The sequence below is a fragment of the Halobacterium sp. CBA1132 genome (assembly GCF_001485535.1).
GTDB lineage: Archaea > Halobacteriota > Halobacteria > Halobacteriales > Halobacteriaceae > Halobacterium.
This window is the reverse complement of record NZ_BCMZ01000001.1, coordinates 702,502-717,170: the sequence shown is the minus strand read 5'-3', so window position 1 is coordinate 717,170 and position 14,669 is coordinate 702,502. Positions and strand designations below refer to the sequence as shown.

The 14,669-nt window shown below is 68.1% G+C and carries 13 protein-coding genes, 1 tRNA gene and 1 pseudogene; 9 read left to right on the top strand and 6 right to left on the bottom strand.

Going from position 1 to position 14,669, the window contains the following annotated elements:
* Positions 1 to 16: 16 nt before the first annotated feature.
* Together AVZ66_RS03685 and AVZ66_RS03680 are read left to right on the top strand one after the other, a co-directional pair.
* On the top strand, positions 17 to 1,285 hold the full coding sequence (locus AVZ66_RS03685; protein ID WP_058981939.1) for a hypothetical protein: 1,269 nt from the start codon (positions 17 to 19) through the stop codon (positions 1,283 to 1,285).
* Positions 1,278 to 2,342 (top strand): iron transporter, encoded by a 1,065-nt coding sequence (locus AVZ66_RS03680; RefSeq protein ID WP_058981937.1) that lies wholly within the window; start codon positions 1,278 to 1,280, stop codon positions 2,340 to 2,342. The genes AVZ66_RS03685 and AVZ66_RS03680 overlap by 8 nt, the downstream gene beginning before the upstream one ends.
* A gap of 23 nt (positions 2,343 to 2,365) precedes the next feature.
* Here the strand turns inward: AVZ66_RS03680 and AVZ66_RS03675 are convergent, their stop codons facing one another.
* Both AVZ66_RS03675 and AVZ66_RS03670 read right to left on the bottom strand, forming a co-directional pair.
* Positions 2,366 to 2,722 (bottom strand): hypothetical protein, encoded by a 357-nt coding sequence (locus AVZ66_RS03675; protein WP_058981935.1) that lies wholly within the window; start codon positions 2,720 to 2,722, stop codon positions 2,366 to 2,368.
* Positions 2,719 to 3,090, bottom strand: a complete 372-nt coding sequence (locus AVZ66_RS03670) for a helix-turn-helix domain-containing protein (protein WP_058981934.1) — start codon at positions 3,088 to 3,090, stop codon at positions 2,719 to 2,721. Before AVZ66_RS03670 ends, AVZ66_RS03675 begins: the two co-directional genes overlap by 4 nt.
* 111 nt (positions 3,091 to 3,201) lie before the next feature.
* On the opposite strand from AVZ66_RS03670, the gene hpt reads away from it, so the two are divergent.
* From hpt to AVZ66_RS03635, 7 genes and pseudogenes are all read left to right on the top strand, one after another.
* The gene (gene hpt / locus AVZ66_RS03665) at positions 3,202 to 3,768 is read left to right on the top strand and encodes a hypoxanthine/guanine phosphoribosyltransferase (RefSeq protein ID WP_058981932.1); all 567 of its coding nucleotides are present in this window, start codon (positions 3,202 to 3,204) and stop codon (positions 3,766 to 3,768) included.
* A gap of 75 nt (positions 3,769 to 3,843) precedes the next feature.
* Positions 3,844 to 6,765, top strand: a complete 2,922-nt coding sequence (locus tag AVZ66_RS03660) for a type II/IV secretion system ATPase subunit (RefSeq protein ID WP_058981930.1) — start codon at positions 3,844 to 3,846, stop codon at positions 6,763 to 6,765.
* Positions 6,762 to 8,782: pseudogene (locus AVZ66_RS03655) on the top strand (type II secretion system F family protein). Before AVZ66_RS03660 ends, AVZ66_RS03655 begins: the two are co-directional and overlap by 4 nt.
* Positions 8,779 to 9,219: a hypothetical protein gene (locus AVZ66_RS03650; RefSeq protein WP_197407716.1), complete on the top strand. Its 441-nt coding sequence runs from the start codon at positions 8,779 to 8,781 to the stop codon at positions 9,217 to 9,219. Before AVZ66_RS03655 ends, AVZ66_RS03650 begins: the two are co-directional and overlap by 4 nt.
* A 1-nt stretch (position 9,220) precedes the next feature.
* Complete coding sequence (locus tag AVZ66_RS03645; protein WP_058981925.1) at positions 9,221 to 9,826, top strand: hypothetical protein; 606 nt, start codon at positions 9,221 to 9,223, stop codon at positions 9,824 to 9,826.
* Entirely contained in the window at positions 9,814 to 10,275 is a 462-nt protein-coding gene (locus AVZ66_RS03640; RefSeq protein ID WP_157575581.1) for a hypothetical protein, read from the top strand. Before AVZ66_RS03645 ends, AVZ66_RS03640 begins: the two co-directional genes overlap by 13 nt.
* Complete coding sequence (locus tag AVZ66_RS03635) at positions 10,268 to 11,014, top strand: hypothetical protein (protein ID WP_058981919.1); 747 nt, start codon at positions 10,268 to 10,270, stop codon at positions 11,012 to 11,014. The genes AVZ66_RS03640 and AVZ66_RS03635 overlap by 8 nt, the downstream gene beginning before the upstream one ends.
* On the opposite strand, the gene AVZ66_RS03630 is transcribed toward AVZ66_RS03635, so the two are convergent.
* From AVZ66_RS03630 to AVZ66_RS03615, 4 genes are all read right to left on the bottom strand, one after another.
* Positions 11,015 to 12,343, bottom strand: a complete 1,329-nt coding sequence (locus tag AVZ66_RS03630; RefSeq protein WP_058981917.1) for an archaellin/type IV pilin N-terminal domain-containing protein — start codon at positions 12,341 to 12,343, stop codon at positions 11,015 to 11,017. It lies immediately after the preceding gene.
* Between the two features lie 91 nt (positions 12,344 to 12,434).
* Positions 12,435 to 14,039, bottom strand: a complete 1,605-nt coding sequence (locus AVZ66_RS03625; protein WP_058981916.1) for a long-chain-fatty-acid--CoA ligase — start codon at positions 14,037 to 14,039, stop codon at positions 12,435 to 12,437.
* 146 nt (positions 14,040 to 14,185) lie between these two features.
* Positions 14,186 to 14,258 (bottom strand) — tRNA-Arg (locus AVZ66_RS03620).
* Positions 14,259 to 14,298: 40 nt separating this feature from the next.
* Positions 14,299 to 14,589 (bottom strand): twin-arginine translocase TatA/TatE family subunit, encoded by a 291-nt coding sequence (locus tag AVZ66_RS03615; protein ID WP_058981914.1) that lies wholly within the window; start codon positions 14,587 to 14,589, stop codon positions 14,299 to 14,301.
* Between the last annotated feature and the right edge of the window lie 80 nt (positions 14,590 to 14,669).

Sequence of the window (14,669 nt, the reverse complement as noted above, 5' to 3'; positions counted from 1 at the left end):
CGCGTAACGTCGGCGTATGCTCCCGGACTCCCGCGGCGTGAGCCGCCGCGCGTTCCTCAAGTCCGCGGTCGCCATCGGCGGCGCGAGCGCGCTCGCGGCCTGCGTGGACCGCGAAGACGCCGAGATTCCTGCGGGCATCGACGATCCGGCGTCGCTGCCCGAGCGCCAGCACGCGTGGAACGACGTGCTCGCGCGCGACGACGCGGGGAACGCCTTGCCGCCGCGCCACCACGCGCTCCTCCACCTCGACCTCGACGGCGCGCCCGCGGACGCGGACCGCGAAGCCGTCGAAGCCTCGCTCCGCACGCTCGAACGCGCCTACGAGTGGTCCAACGACGGCCTGCTGGCGACGATTGGCTACTCGCCGGCGTACTTCGAGCGTTTCGACGCCGACCTCGACGGCGTCGACCTCCCCCAGCCGGAGCCGCTGTCGGCGCTCGAAGATCCAGCGCTGGACACGCCGGACGCCATCCTCCACCTCGCCAGCGACCACGCCAGCGCCGTCCTCGAAGCCGAGGAGGCGGTGCGCGGGAACCGCGACACCGCCAACGGCGTCGACGTCGAGGCCGCGCTCACGGACGCGTTCACGGTCGCCGACCGACGCTCGGGGTTCGTCGGCGACGGGCTGCCGGCGGACAATCAGGACGCGGACGGCGTCCCGGACTCCGAGCCGGTGCCCGACGACGCCCCCCTCTACATGGGGTTCAAGTCGGACTTCGAGAAGAGCCAAGCGACCGAGGACCGCGTCACCATCCAGTCCGGGCCGTTCGCGGGCGGCACCACCCAGCACGTCTCGCACATCGACCTGAATCTCACGCAGTGGTACGAGCAGGACGACCGGGAGTCGAGAGTCGCGCAGATGTTCTGTCCCGCGCACGCCGACAGCGGCGCGGTCGAGGGAACCGGCGAGAACCTCGGCGACGACCCCGGACTCGACGACTGCGGCGACCCCGTGGAGACGGGCAGCGAGCGCGGCGTCGTCGGGCACGGACAGAAACTGGCGGGCGTCCGCGAGGACGGCCGTCCGGTCATCCTCCGCCGGGACTTCGACTCGACGGACGGCGGGCGCGCGGGCGTGCACTTCCTCGCGCTCCAGCGCGAGATCGCGGACTTCGAGCGCACCCGCGAGGCGATGAACGGCGCCGACGTCAGCGGGCAGACGCCGGTCGGCCGCACGCAGAACAACGGCATCCGCCAGTACCTCTCGGTGACGCACCGCGGGAACTACCTGCTGCCGCCGCGGTCGCGCCGCGCGCTCCCGACGCCGGAGGGCCGCGATGCGTAAGCGGAGTCGCCGCGCGTTCCTCGCGGCGGCGGGCAGCGTCGGCCTCGGCGCGACCGCCGGCTGTCTGGGCGTCCTCGAAACCGAGCGCGCGACTCGCGAGCCGCCGCTCCCACAGAACCGCCCCGACGCCGCCTACGTTCCCTCGCACGTCGAGGGCATGGAGATGGCGGGGATGCAGACGCAGGGCCGGTACGCGTGTGCGCTCACCTACACGTTCCCGCACCGCTTCTGGCTGGTGCGCGGCGCGGACACCGACCGCGTGAACGTCCGCGGCGAGGACGACGTTCACCTGATGGTCGCCGTCTGGGACGCCGAGACCGGCACGGTACTCCCGAACGCCAGCGTCGAAGTTGCGTACACCGGGCAGAACGACGAAACGTCGTCGGTGACGCCGTGGCAGATGCTCTCCCAGCAGATGGGCGTCCACCACGGCGACAACGTCGCGCTCGGCGGCGAGGGCAACTACGACGTGACGGTACGGGTCGTTCCGCCGACGACGCGGCGAGCGAGCGCCGAGACAGTCTCGATGGAGCCGGCGGAGTTCGACTTCTCGTTCACGTTCGACCGCAGCAGCCTCGACGACCTCCCGTTCGAGGACATCCCCGCCGACCGGGAGGGAAGCGAGGGCGCCGTCGACGCGATGGACATGGAGAGCGCGCGTCTCTCGCAGGCGCCGCCCACAGGCGACTTCCCGATGTCCGTGCGGGGGAGCGCCGAGACTGGCGGCGCCAGTCTCGTCGTCGGAACCGCGAGGGAGTACGGCGACCTCGCGGGCGACGGCGAGACGTACGTCGCGGCGTCGCTGCGCACGCCACACAACAGATTCGTGCTCCCGAGCGCGTCACTCTCTGCGACCGTCGACTCGGGCGACGCGCGCGCGTTCGACGGCGACCTCGTACCGACGCTCGACGCCGACCTCGGCTACCACTACGGCGCGGTCGTCTCCGCTTCTGACGCAATCGAGAACGTGACCGTGAGCGTCGACACGCCGCCGCAGGTGTCGCGCCACGAGGGGTACGAGACGCCGTTCTTCGACTTCTCGGACGTGTCGGTCTGAACGGCGAATCGACAGCCCGGTAGCTACTGTTGGACTTCGTCGACCAGTGACGCGACGGCGTCGTCGACGAGGCGTTGCGTCAGTCGCCCTTGCCAGAACGCGACGTCGTCGGAACTGAGCGACTGGACGCCCCACGGGACGATGCGACTCTGTTCGGGTGTTCCACCGCGTATCCAGTCGTCGTCCGCGATTTCGAGGAGGCCGTCCATCCACGATTTCGTCGTCAGCGTGACCGCGACGTACTGTTCCCCGTGGAACGGTCGGCCCTCGTGATTCGAGAGGACGAGCCAGGGGCGTGCCTGCTTGGCACCGTCGAACGGGTCTACGCCGTAGACGACGTCACCCGGTTCGAAAATCGGCGTCGGTTCCTCGTCGCTCACTGTTCGTCGTCGACGCTCGGGTGCGCTCCCTCGGGCGACTGCTCGCGCCAGGCGTCCGCGTCCTCCTCGCCGAGTTGCTCGTTGAACAGGGAAGTGGCGCGCTCGTAGCCGTCGTACTCCGCGAGTCGCTGCTCGTCGTCGGTGACCGCCCAGTACGTCGCCTTGTGTTCGACGAGGTCGCGGTCCTTGAGCCGCGTGAGGGCGGTGCTGACCGCTCCTTCGTCGATTTCGAGGCGAGCGGCAATCTCGCCCGCTTCGAACGCGTGTCCGTCGTGGCTCGCGAGGAACCCGAGGACGCGCTCGGGAACGGACAGTCCCGCGAGCTCGTCCTCGCTGGCGTTCTCGAAGGTCTCGCGGTCGATTGACATCTCGGGTGAACGTACGCTCTCCAGCGCCAAGAGCGTTAGTGACGAAACCGACGTAAGCACCGAAAGTACACGAACCCCGCATCCTTTTGGCTCGACGGGCGAACGCGGGGTATGGAGCGGTTACGCGAGTCCTTCCAGCGCGCGCCCGTCATCGAGAAAGAGGGTGGGTACGAGTACGTCGTCCTCCCCATCAGCAACGGCGTGCCGATGCTCGAGCCCGCGCTGCTGCGGGAGGTCGTCGTCGGCATCACGCGGGTCGCGGACCTCGAGGACGTGGACAAAATCGTGACGCCGGAGGCGATGGGAATCCACATCTCGACGGCCGTGAGCCTGCAGACGGACCTCCCGGTGACGGTCGTTCGGAAGCGCGAGTACGGGCTGCCGGGCGAGGTCGAAATCCACCAGGAGACCGGCTACTCGGAGGGCGAGATGTACGTCAACGACGTGGACGCGGGCGACCGCGTGCTCGTGCTGGACGACCTGCTGTCGACGGGCGGGACGCTGCGCGCGCTCACGGACGCCCTCGACGGCATCGGCGCGGACATCGCGGACGTCGTCGTGGTCATCCGGAAGGTCGGCTCCGACAGCGAGATGGCCGACTCGCCCCACGACGTCACCGCGCTCGTAGACATCGAGGTGTCGAACGGCGAGGTGACCGTCGTCGACGAGTACCGGTAGCACGGTCGCGCTCGTGTCAAGCGGCGTGGTAATCTGTCGCAAGGGTTTTTGCGGCTGCCCGGCCAGTACCCGCTAATGGCAGGGGACGATGCCGGAGCCGGCGGGGCGACCGCCAGCGGCGGCACCGACGACTCACCGGCCGAGGGCACACCGACGGCGCGGAACCGCGACTACGACTGGGAGGGGCTCGCGCCCGCCGTCCGCGAGCGCGACGGCGGCGCGACGGTCGGGGACTACTCGTGGGTGGACTATCTGGAGGAGTACGGCGACGGCGACGCGGCCGAGCGAGTCCGCGAGCGGCGCGAGCGCGCGCAGCACGAACTCGCAGCCGCCGACGCGGGCCGCAAGGAGGACGTCGAGCCACCGTACCCCGAGTGGGACGAACTCGGCGCGGACCCGCCGGAGCCGAAGTGGGACGACATCGACGCCGACCCGAGCGACGACCTCGGCTTCGACCCCGACGAGAAGGGCGACGTGCTCGGGACGGCAGCGCGGCGCGCGAGCAACTTCCACGACTACTTCGACGAGTTCACCGACCCCGCGACGACGCCCGTCGCGAAAGACGAGTGGCTGTGGGAGCACTTCAAGCGCGAGTACTACTACGTCGGGGACGACGACTGGACGCGGCCCCGCGACGAGGCCGGCGACATCGTGCGCTTCGACCCCGTGGAGTACCTCGGGTTCGACCCCGAGAACGTCGAGCAGTGGCTGTCGGTGAAAGACGACGCCGCCGACGAGATGCTCGATTTGGAGGCCGAGCGCACGGTCGACATCCACGAGGAGATAGACGAGGACGCGTTCTTCTCGACGGTCGACGGGCGGACCACCATCGCGAACCGCTACGACCTGGAGAAGGCGGTGCCGATGGGGAAGAAACGCCACTTCCGGGAGGTCGAGCGCTACTGGGTGAACAAGCCGTACGCGTTCGTCGTCATCTTCCACTCCGACCGCGAGAACGAGAAGAAGTACTACCTCGTGGAGCCGTACCGCAACCCCATCGAGGCGGACCTCCAAGAGTTCCTCACCGAGAAGCTCCGGACCGCCATCAAGTACGCCAGCGACGACGTGGCGGCCGCCGGCGACGAGGCCGAGCGCCGCGGCGTCATCGAGCGCGAGACGCGGAAGCTCCTCGACCGCTACGACCTCTACGACGGCCCGGTGGCGCGCGAGCAGTCGCTCGTCGACAAACTGTTAGCGGCCGTCGGGCGAGGAGAGCCGCCGGTCGAGTCCGACGAGGACCACCTCGACGGCATCATGGCGCGCCCCGAACCCGCGGTGCTCGCGGAGGACTCGGACGCGCTCACCCAGTACCAGGTGGAGACGCTTTTGTACGTGCTCCAGCGGAACTTCATCGGCTACGAGCGCATCGACGGCATCAAACACGACATCAACGTCGAGGACATCTCCTGCGACGGCTACGACTCGCCGGTGTTCGTCTACCACACCGACTACGAGAACCTCATCACGAACGTCTACCACGGCCGCGAGAGCCTCGACGACTTCGTGGTGAAACTCGCACAGCGCTCCGGGAAGGGCATCTCGAAACGCCAGCCGCAGGTCGACGCCACGCTCCGGGACGGCTCCCGCGCCCAACTCACGCTCGGCCGCGAGGTCTCAGACCACGGCACCAACTACACGATTCGCCAGTTCAAGGACGTGCCGTTCACGCCCGTCGACCTCGTGAACTGGCAGACGTTCAGCCTCGACGAGATGGCGTTCCTCTGGCTGTGCATCGAGTCCCACAAGAGCCTCGTGTTCGCGGGCGGCACCGCCTCCGGGAAGACGACCAGCCTGAACGCCGTCTCCCTGTTCATCCCGAGCAACGCGAAAATCGTCTCCATCGAGGACACCCGCGAGGTCGAACTCCCCCAGCGCAACTGGATTGCCAGCGTCACCCGCCCGAGCTTCGGTGAGGACGAGACCGGCGACATCGACGAGTTCGACCTGCTCGAGGCCGCGCTCCGCCAGCGCCCCGACTACATCGTGATGGGCGAGGTGCGCGGCGAGGAGGGCCGCACGCTCTTCCAGGTGATGAGCACCGGCCACACCACGTACACGACGTTCCACGCGGACAACGTCGGCGAGGTCCTCAAGCGCTTCACCACCGAACCAATCAACGTCTCGAAGACGCTGTTCACGGCGCTGGACCTCGTTTCGGTGCAGTCCCAGACGCGAGTCAGGGGCCAGAAGGTCCGCCGGAACCGCTCCATCACGGAAATCAACCGCTACGACCCCGAGAACGACGAAATCAACGTCAACGACGTGTTCCAGTGGGAACCCGAGGACGATACCTACCGGCAGACGGCGGACTCCTCGACGCTCGAGGACATCAAATTCGACCGCGGCTGGACGCAGATGGAGCTCGACCGCCAACTGCAGGAGCGCCGCGTCCTGCTGGCGTACCTCATCGAGCAGGGCCTCAACGAGTACGCGCAGGTCGCCGCGACCGCGCAGGCGTACATCAACGACCCCGACACCATCCTCACGCTCGTCGCCAACGACCACTTGGAGGACGCCCTGGAGGACCTCCGCGGGATGGAGAGCGTGCTCATCGACGTCGACCCGGACAAGGAGGCGATGGTGCCCCGACCCGACCCCTCCGAGAGCGTGCTCGAAGAGGCCGAGGCAATCCTCGAAACTGCCCGCGAGGACGGCGGTGTGCTCGCGGAGTACGAGGGCGACGAGGCGGACTCGCTGGCGACCGCGCTCACGCCCGACGCCGCCACCGAGGACGTGGTGGCAGACACACGCGGGCTCGATGCTGAGGACCTCGAAGCCGCCATCGAGCAGGTGGCCGACGCCGACCTGCCGGACGAACCGGAGCGAACGGACACCCAGAGCAGCGACCCGTTCGCCGACGACGACCTCGAGCCCGCAGTCGAGCGGGTGGGCGACAGCGACGGCTTCGGGAGCTTCGAACCGGCGACCGCCAGCGACGATGCGGCCGCCACCGAGACTGGTGAGGGTGAGGACGAACGGGAGGAGGGCGCCGAATGAGCACGGGGTCGCAGTCGTTCGGCGAGGGCGCCGACGCCATCGCGGACGCGTTCTTCCCCGTCTACCAGTGGGCGTTCAGCGACGGCAGCGACTTCGTCGCGGACGTCGAGACGAAGCTCGCGGAGGCCCGCATGGACGACCCCGTGGAGCTGTTCGTCTCCCGCGCCATCGGCGCCGGCGTCGTGGCGGGCGTCGTGCTCTGGTTGCTCGGCCTCGCGCTCGGCTACGGGCTCTTCTACACCGGACTGATAGAGACGGAGACGCTCATCGGCGTTCCCGTCCCCAGCGAGACGCTGCTGGCCATCGTGCAGGCGCTGAAGGTGCCCGCGCTGGTCGTCGGAACCGGCCTCGTCTTCGGGTTCGTCGGCTTCATCGTGGGGTTCGGTGGGCTGCTGTCCGTGCCGTACATGCGGTCGAGCAGCCGGGAGCGTGAGATCAACATGCTGCTGCCGGACGCCGTCTCGTTCATGTACGCGCTGTCCATCGGCGGCATGAACCAACTGGAGATTCTGGAGGCGATGGCGAAAGCCGACGACACGTACGGCGAGGTCGCCATGGAGTTCCGCAGCATCGTCCAGGAGACCGAGTACTTCGACACCGACTACCGGACGGCGGTGCGGAATCGCTCGATGGAGACGCCCAGCGACGAACTCAGCCAGTTCCTCACGGATATGCTCTCCATCATCAACTCCGGCGGGGACATGACGGAGTTCCTCTCGGACAAGAAGGACAAGCACATGCGGACCGCCAAGCAGCAACAGGAACTCACGCTGGACACCCTGGAGCTGTTCGGCGAGATGTACATGACGCTGTCGCTGTTCCCGCTGTTACTCATCATCATCCTCGTCATCATGAGCATGCTCGGGCAGGCGCAGATGCAGCTGCTGTACGCCACCGTCTACGTGCTCACGCCCATCGTCGGCCTCGGCTTCCTCGTGCTCGTGTCCACCGTCAAGCAGGACGAAATCGGGGACGGCTTCCTCGAATTCGAGGGCGAGGACACGGGCCGCCGCGAGCCCGGCCTGCTCAATCTCGGCGTGGTCGAGCGCTTCGTCGGCGAGTACTCGATTTTCGACCGCGTGAAGCGCCGCGAGGGAACCTACGAGACGAAGCAACTGATGCGCCACCCCGCGCGCTTCTTCCGGGACAACCCCCTGTTTACGCTCGCGTTCACCGTGCCCGTGACCGGCGTGCTCGTCGCGAACGCCCTGCTCGCGGGTATCGCGCCGACGACGCTGGACGGCATGGTCGCCGCCCCCATCTGGGGGACGTTCCTCTACGTCTACCTCCCGCTGTACCTGATTGGGCTGCCGCTGGCGGTGTTCCGCGAGTGGAACGTGCGCTCGCGGCGCCGCATCACGAACAAGCTCTCGGACAACCTCCGGAAGCTCTCGTCGGCCAACGACACCGGGATGACGATTCTGGAATCCATCGGCGCCGTCTCGGAGACCACCAGCGGGAAGCTCGGCGAGGAGTTCGAGACGATGTACGCGAAAGTCAACTACGGCACCAGCCTCAAACGCGCGCTCGTCGAGTTCAACAACAAGTACCACATCCCGCGGCTCGCCCGCACGGTGAAACTCATCACGAAGGCCCAGGAGGCCTCCAGTCAGATTACGGCGGTGCTGTCGACGGCCGCGCAGGCCAGCGAGAACCAAGACGACATCGAGCGCGAGCGGCGCTCGCGGGCGCGGATGCAAGTCGTCATCATCGTGATGACGTATCTGACGCTGCTGGCGGTGATGCTCATCCTGCAGGTGAAGTTCCTCGGCACGATGGGGGACTGGAGACGAGCGCGGCGGGCGCCGGCGGCGCAGGGGGCGCGAATCAACAGTTGAGCTTCGGGGGGAACATCGACACCGAACTGCTCGGGATGATGTTCTTCCACGCAGTGACGATGCAGGGAATCATCTCCGGGTTCGTCGCGGGCTACATCCGTGACGCGGACCTGCTCTCGGGCGTGAAGTTCGCGGTCGCGCTGCCGACCGTCGCGCTCGTCGCGTTCTCCTTCGCGTGACCATGTCCCGCGCACAGACCACCATGGACTTCGCCGCCGGGGTCAGCATCTTCCTCGTGACCGTAGCGTTCGCGTTCGCGTTCGTCCCCGGCATCATCACGCCGTTCGCGGACCCCGACGTGGGCGACCCGGTGTCCGCGAACCGCATCGCGGACGACCTCTCGACCGACCGCCTCGGGTCGCCCGACCAGCCGTACGCGCTCGACACCGACCAGACGGCCGCGTTCTTCGACGGCGACGAGGTCGACGAGTTGGCGCTGCGCGACTACAAGTCGGTGAACGTGACGTTGACTACCGCCGCCGGCGACGTGGCGACCATCGACGGCGTGCGCACGGCGACCGGGCAGTCGGTGTCCGCGGACGCCGACGCCACCGTCGCGTGGCGGACCGTGACCGTCGGCGGCGACCGCTACGAACTCGTCGTGAGGGTGTGGTAGCGTGCGCGCACAAGCACACACGCTGGAGGGCGTCGCGGCCGCGCTGCTGATTGTCGCGACGGTCGTGTTCACGATTCAGGCGACGGCGGTGACGCCGCTGACGGCCAGCACCGCCAGCCAGCACATCGAGACCCAACACGAGCGCGTCGCCTCCGGGCTGCTGGAGACCGAGCGCGCGAACGGCAACCTCTCGCGGACGCTGCGCTACTGGAACGGCACCGGGGCGTCGTTCGTGAACGCCAGCAGCGACGGCTACTACGTCGGCGACCCGCCGGGCGCGTCGTTCCTGCTGGCCGTCGAGGAGACGTTCGGGGACCGCGCAATCGCGTACAACGTCAACGCCTACTACGTCACCGCGGACGGCGACCGCCGCGTCCGCCGCCTCGCCTACCACGGCCAGCCGAGCGCGGACGCCGTCGCCGCCACGCGACTTGTCACACTCTACGACAATCAGTCCGTGACGCGCCGCGACGGCGCGCGCTTCGAGCCGACGGCGAAGACGCTCGCGGACGCGGACGACGCGACTGACGAGCGCTACTTCGCGCCGAACGCGCCGGGGCACGCGTACGCCGTCGTCCAAGTGGAGGTGGTAGTGTGGCGGATGTGAAGCGGTCGTTCCGGGCGGACGACCGGGGCGTCTCCACGGCGTTGGGCTACGTGTTGAACGTCGGCGTCGCCGCCATCCTCGTGACGATGCTGTTGTTCTCCGCGGGGTCGCTCGTGGAGACCCAGCGCGACCGCGCCGTCGAGACGGAACTCCGCGTCGTCGGCGACCGGGTCGCCGCGGACCTCGCGGCCGCCGACCGACTCGCGCGAGCGAGCGACGGCGGCAGCGTCCGGTACACAATTGAAACTCCGTCGCGCGTCGCGGGGTTCGCGTACGACGTGCGCGTCAACGAGTCCGGGAACGAAAACGTCGTCCTCGACGCCGACCGCTCGGACGTCACCATCACCGTCGAATTCCAGACCGAGACGCGCGTCGAGAGCGCGACCGTCTCCGGCGGCGACTTCGCCGTCGTCTACGAGGATGGCGCGCTGGAGGTCGAAGATGCGTAGCGTGCGCGTCGACGGCCTCCCGGACGAGCGCGCGGTCAGCGACACGCTCGGGTACGTGCTCGTGTTCGGTATCATCGTCTCCACCGTCGCGGTCGTCTACGTCGGCGGGTTCGACGCGCTCACCGGCGCGCGGGACGCCCAGCAGTTCGCGAACACCGAGCGCGCGTTCGACGTGTTCGCCTCGAACGTCGAGGACCTCGCGGTCCGCGGTGCGCCCAGCCGCACGACCGAGGTGTTGCTGTCGGACGGCGCACTGACGTTCGGGGAGCCAGTCACGTTCAACGTCTCGACCGACGGCAGCGCCGCCTACGAGGCGACCGTCACGCCACTGGTGTACCGGGCCGACGACGGGGACCGACTCGTCTACTCGAACGGCGCGCTGTTCCGGCAGTACGGCGACCGCGCGGTGCTGTTCGAGGAACCCCGTATCTCGGCCGGCGAGCGCACGCTCGTCCCGCTCGTCGCCACCGAGGCGGACGGCCGGGGCGCTTCCACGGACGGCACGCAGCGAGTGCTCGCCCGGACGAGTGTCTCCAGCCGCGCCGTCGAGTCGTTCTCGACGCCCGCGAATCTCACGGTCACGTCGCCGCGCGCCGCAGCGTGGGAGCGCTACCTCGAAGCCGAACTCGGCGAGAACTGCGACGGCCCCGCGGACGGCCGCACCGGCGAAGTCGAGTGTTCGCTCCCCGGCGACGAAGTCTACGTGCAGGGCGTCTACGTCGACATCGAAGTGACGTGACTACCGGACGGTCACGTTCACGGCGTTCTCGGTGATGTGGAGGAACGTGACGACGCGCTCCCCGGAGGAGTCGTATTCGAGTTCGCCGGTGGACGCCGAGAGGTCGGTGCTCGCGGAGTTCCCCGAGGGGTTCTGTTTGCCCTTCGAGAGCACCTTCAAGTCGACGTTCGGCCCCATCTCGCCGAGCACGTAGTTCACGAGCTTCCCCGTGGAGTTGTTCGCGACTGGGGCCGCCCCGCCGTTCTGGTACGTGAGGTTCGTGTCCCCGGTCAAGTCGAGGTGCATCGTCGGCGTCTCGTCGTCGCTACAGCTGTACGCGTACGTCGAGTCGGTCTTCGAGAAGAGGTCGTCGCCACTCCACGTGTGCGTCGTCCCGCCGTCCGTGTACTCCAGCGTGACTTCGGGCTGGCTGCCCTTACAGACGTCCGCGCCCTGAATGTCGAACTCGAAGCGCCGCGAGCCGCCGTCGTCCGCGACGAGCGTCCAGTGGAGGTCGCTGAAGTCGGAGTTCTTGTTCGGCTTCAGCGTGAACGTCAGCGACTCCACGGGGTCGTCGCCGGCGAGCCCGCGCAACTCCAGTGGCGTCTCTCGGAGCGTGAACTGGCCGCCGGTCCCGCGCGCGACGAGTTCCAGTTCGACGCGGTTCTGGTCGGGCAGCACGGAGACGTTCCCGCTCGTCCGCGACCGGAAAAACGACGCCCAGCCCCGGTAGTAGTCGCTCTCCACAGCGACGGTGACAGTTCCGTTCTGCAGAGGATTCGTCCGCCCCTCGCCGGGGAAGACCGAGCGGTTCGACGCCGCCTCGTTCTGTGTCACGCGAGCGGTCGGCGCGCCGGTCGCCGCCTGTTCGTCGCCGGTCACGCGAATCACCGGGAGCGTCAGCGTCGCGCCCCGATAGTTGAACTCGGGCGGCGACACCAGCTCCGCGCCGGCGCCCCGCGACCGCCACACGCCGCCGCCCTGATACGCGACCTCGCTGTCGCCGTTCTCGTAGACGACCGACCCCAGCGTCGTGTCCAAGTACTCGGTCGTCGAGCCGTCCTCGCCCTCCCTGACGACCACCATGCGGCCGGTGTCGGGCCGTACCTCGTAGCTGCCGCGCTCGGCGTTCGCCAGCGTCAGCGACTGGCCGTCCGAGCGCCCGAGCGCGACGAGCGCGGTGCGCGCGTCGAAGAGACTCATCGACTGCTCGGCGCGCTGGACCGACGACTGGTTCTGTGCGGTGTCGAGTGCGCTGCCGCCGACCGCCACCACGACACCGACGCCGACGACGGTGATGGCGAGCAACAGCACCATCCCGATGGTCTCCGTCTGCCCGCGCGCGTCCATACAGCATCTCGTTGGCCGGTGACACGCAAGAAGGTGACGGGGAACTGTTGGGAAACGACCACGAGAGCGGGCGAACGCCGCTACAACGGCCTCACCCCTGACCGACCATCGACTCCTCGTCGGCCCACTCGCGCTCGCGGAGTTCGTACTTCTGGACCTTCCCGGTGGCCGTCGTCGGCAGATCCGCGACGAACTCGACGCGCTGCACCGCCTTGTACGAGGCGAGGCGCTCGCGGGTGAACGACGCGAGCTCGTCCACGGTGACGCCCGGGTTCTCGGGGTCGCCGGACGCCGGCACGACGAACGCCTTCGGCGTCTCCCCCCACTCCTCGTGCGGAGACGGAATCACGGCGGCGTCGCCCACCTCGGCGTGGTCGAAGAGGACGTCCTCCAGTTCGATGGAGGAGATGTTCTCCCCGCCCGAGATGATGATGTCCTTCGAGCGGTCTTGGATGGCGACGAAGCCGTGCTCGTCGACGACTGCGAGGTCGCCCGTGTGGTAGTACCCCTCGACGCGGTCGTTGAACGCCTCCTCGGTGGCCTCGGGCTTGTTCCAGTAGCCGTCCATCACTTGGTTGCCGCTGACGACGATCTCCCCGATGGTGGTGTCGTCCCACGGCACGTCCTCGCCGTCCTCGTCGACGACCCGGATTTCGGTGCCGAGGAACCCGATTCCCTGTCGCTTCTGGAGCGCGTACCGGTCCTCGCCGTCGAGCAGGCGCTCGGCGCCCGACGTCGTAATCAGCGGCCCGGTCTCGGTCGCACCGTAGACGTGAACGAGGGCCCAGCCGAACTCGTCTTCGACGGTGCGAATCGTCGCCTCGGGCGGCGAACTGCCAGCGGTCGCCACCCGCACGGGCGCGTCCCCGGACGGCTCGATGTCGTGGTCCGCGTAGTAGTCTTGGAGCATGTTCAGGACCGTCGGCGCCGCACAGAGGTACGAGACGTCCTCCTCGCGAACCGTCTCGAAGATGGACGCGGCGTCGACGCCACGGGTGCAGACGTGGGTGGCGCCCGCGCCCGTGACAGCGTAGATGTGGCCCCAGCCGTTGACGTGGAACATCGGGAGCGTCCAGAGGTAGGTGTCCGTGTCGCGGACGTCTTGGTGGTAGGAGACGAGGAACGCGTGCAGCGTCTCGTTGCGGTGCGTGCGGCAGACGCCCTTCGGGTCGCCCGTGGTGCCGGAGGTGTAGTTGATGGTGACGACGTCGCTCTCGTCCATCTCCGGGCGGTCGTAGTCGCCCGCGTCCGCGAGCACGTCGTCGAACGCCTCCCAGTCGCCGTCGACGGCGTCGGCGTCGTTCGTGACGAACGTCTCGACGGGCACCTCGTCGCGGACGGCCTCGACCTTCTCGGCGTACTCGTGGTCGGCGTAGATGGCGGTGACGCCCGCGTCGTTCAGGACGTACTCGAAGTCTTCGGGGGTCAGCCGGTAGTTCAGCGGCGTGTGAATCGCGCCCGCCTGCATCGTCCCGTAGGCGGCTTCGAGGTGGTAGTGCGTGTTCGGGTCGAGGACGGCCACGCGGTCGCCCTGCTCGACGCCGCGGGCCTGCAGGGCGGCGGCGAACCGGTCGGCGCGCGCTCCGAGTTCGTCGTACGTGTACCGCTGCCCCGTCGTCGCGACGACAGCGGTCTCGTCGCCGTAGTACTCGCGGGCGCGGTCGAGGAAGTCCGTGACGAGAAGTGGTCGCTCCATACCGGACAATAATGTACGTTGATGATATTAGTTCGGGTCCGAACAGTCGTTTCCCGAGAACGAGCGGAAAACGGGCGTGGCGGGACTGAGCGAACGCGAAGCGTTCGCGAGGTACGTCACGCTCGCGAACGAACGAAGTGAGTGAGCGGGCGTGACGGGACTCGAACCCGCGATCTAGAGGTTAGGAACCTCTCGCCGTGTCCGCTTGGCCACACGCCCTCTACGTCGAGCGAGGGCGGGGCAAAGAAAAACCGTTACGCTAGTTGCTGGACGCGGTCTCGGAGTCCGTGTCGGTGGTCGTGGATTCGGACGTGGTTTCGGTGTCCGTGGTCGTGGACTCGCTGTCGTCGTCGGGACCGTCACGCATGTCCTGGAGTTCTTGCTCGACTTCCTCGCGGCCCTTCTGGAATTCGCCGATGGCTTCGCCGCTGGAACGGGCGAGCTTCGGAATCTTGTTCGCGCCGAACAGGAGGACGGCGATGAGCAGGATGACTGCCCACTCCATGCCGCCCGGCAGCCCGCCGATGAACAGGGGAGTACTGGTGAACATCGCTATTCGATGGTAGCCTGTTCGCGACTATAGGCTTTATGCTCCTTTCAGTTTCGCAGTAACGGTGTCGAGCGGGCGCG

What these genes read in the sequence shown, in the direction of transcription:
- AVZ66_RS03625 (WP_058981916.1), bottom strand. Translation starts at nt 14,039, where the DNA reads ATGGAGCGACCACTTCTCGTCACGGACTTCCTCGACCGCGCCCGCGAG.
- AVZ66_RS03685 (WP_058981939.1), top strand. Translation starts at nt 17, where the DNA reads ATGCTCCCGGACTCCCGCGGCGTGAGCCGCCGCGCGTTCCTCAAGTCC.
- AVZ66_RS03660 (WP_058981930.1), top strand. Translation starts at nt 3,844, where the DNA reads ATGGCAGGGGACGATGCCGGAGCCGGCGGGGCGACCGCCAGCGGCGGC.
- AVZ66_RS03670 (WP_058981934.1), bottom strand. Translation starts at nt 3,090, where the DNA reads ATGTCAATCGACCGCGAGACCTTCGAGAACGCCAGCGAGGACGAGCTC.
- AVZ66_RS03635 (WP_058981919.1), top strand. Translation starts at nt 10,268, where the DNA reads ATGCGTAGCGTGCGCGTCGACGGCCTCCCGGACGAGCGCGCGGTCAGC.
- AVZ66_RS03615 (WP_058981914.1), bottom strand. Translation starts at nt 14,589, where the DNA reads ATGTTCACCAGTACTCCCCTGTTCATCGGCGGGCTGCCGGGCGGCATG.
- hpt (WP_058981932.1), top strand. Translation starts at nt 3,202, where the DNA reads ATGGAGCGGTTACGCGAGTCCTTCCAGCGCGCGCCCGTCATCGAGAAA.
- AVZ66_RS03630 (WP_058981917.1), bottom strand. Translation starts at nt 12,343, where the DNA reads ATGGACGCGCGCGGGCAGACGGAGACCATCGGGATGGTGCTGTTGCTC.
- AVZ66_RS03680 (WP_058981937.1), top strand. Translation starts at nt 1,278, where the DNA reads ATGCGTAAGCGGAGTCGCCGCGCGTTCCTCGCGGCGGCGGGCAGCGTC.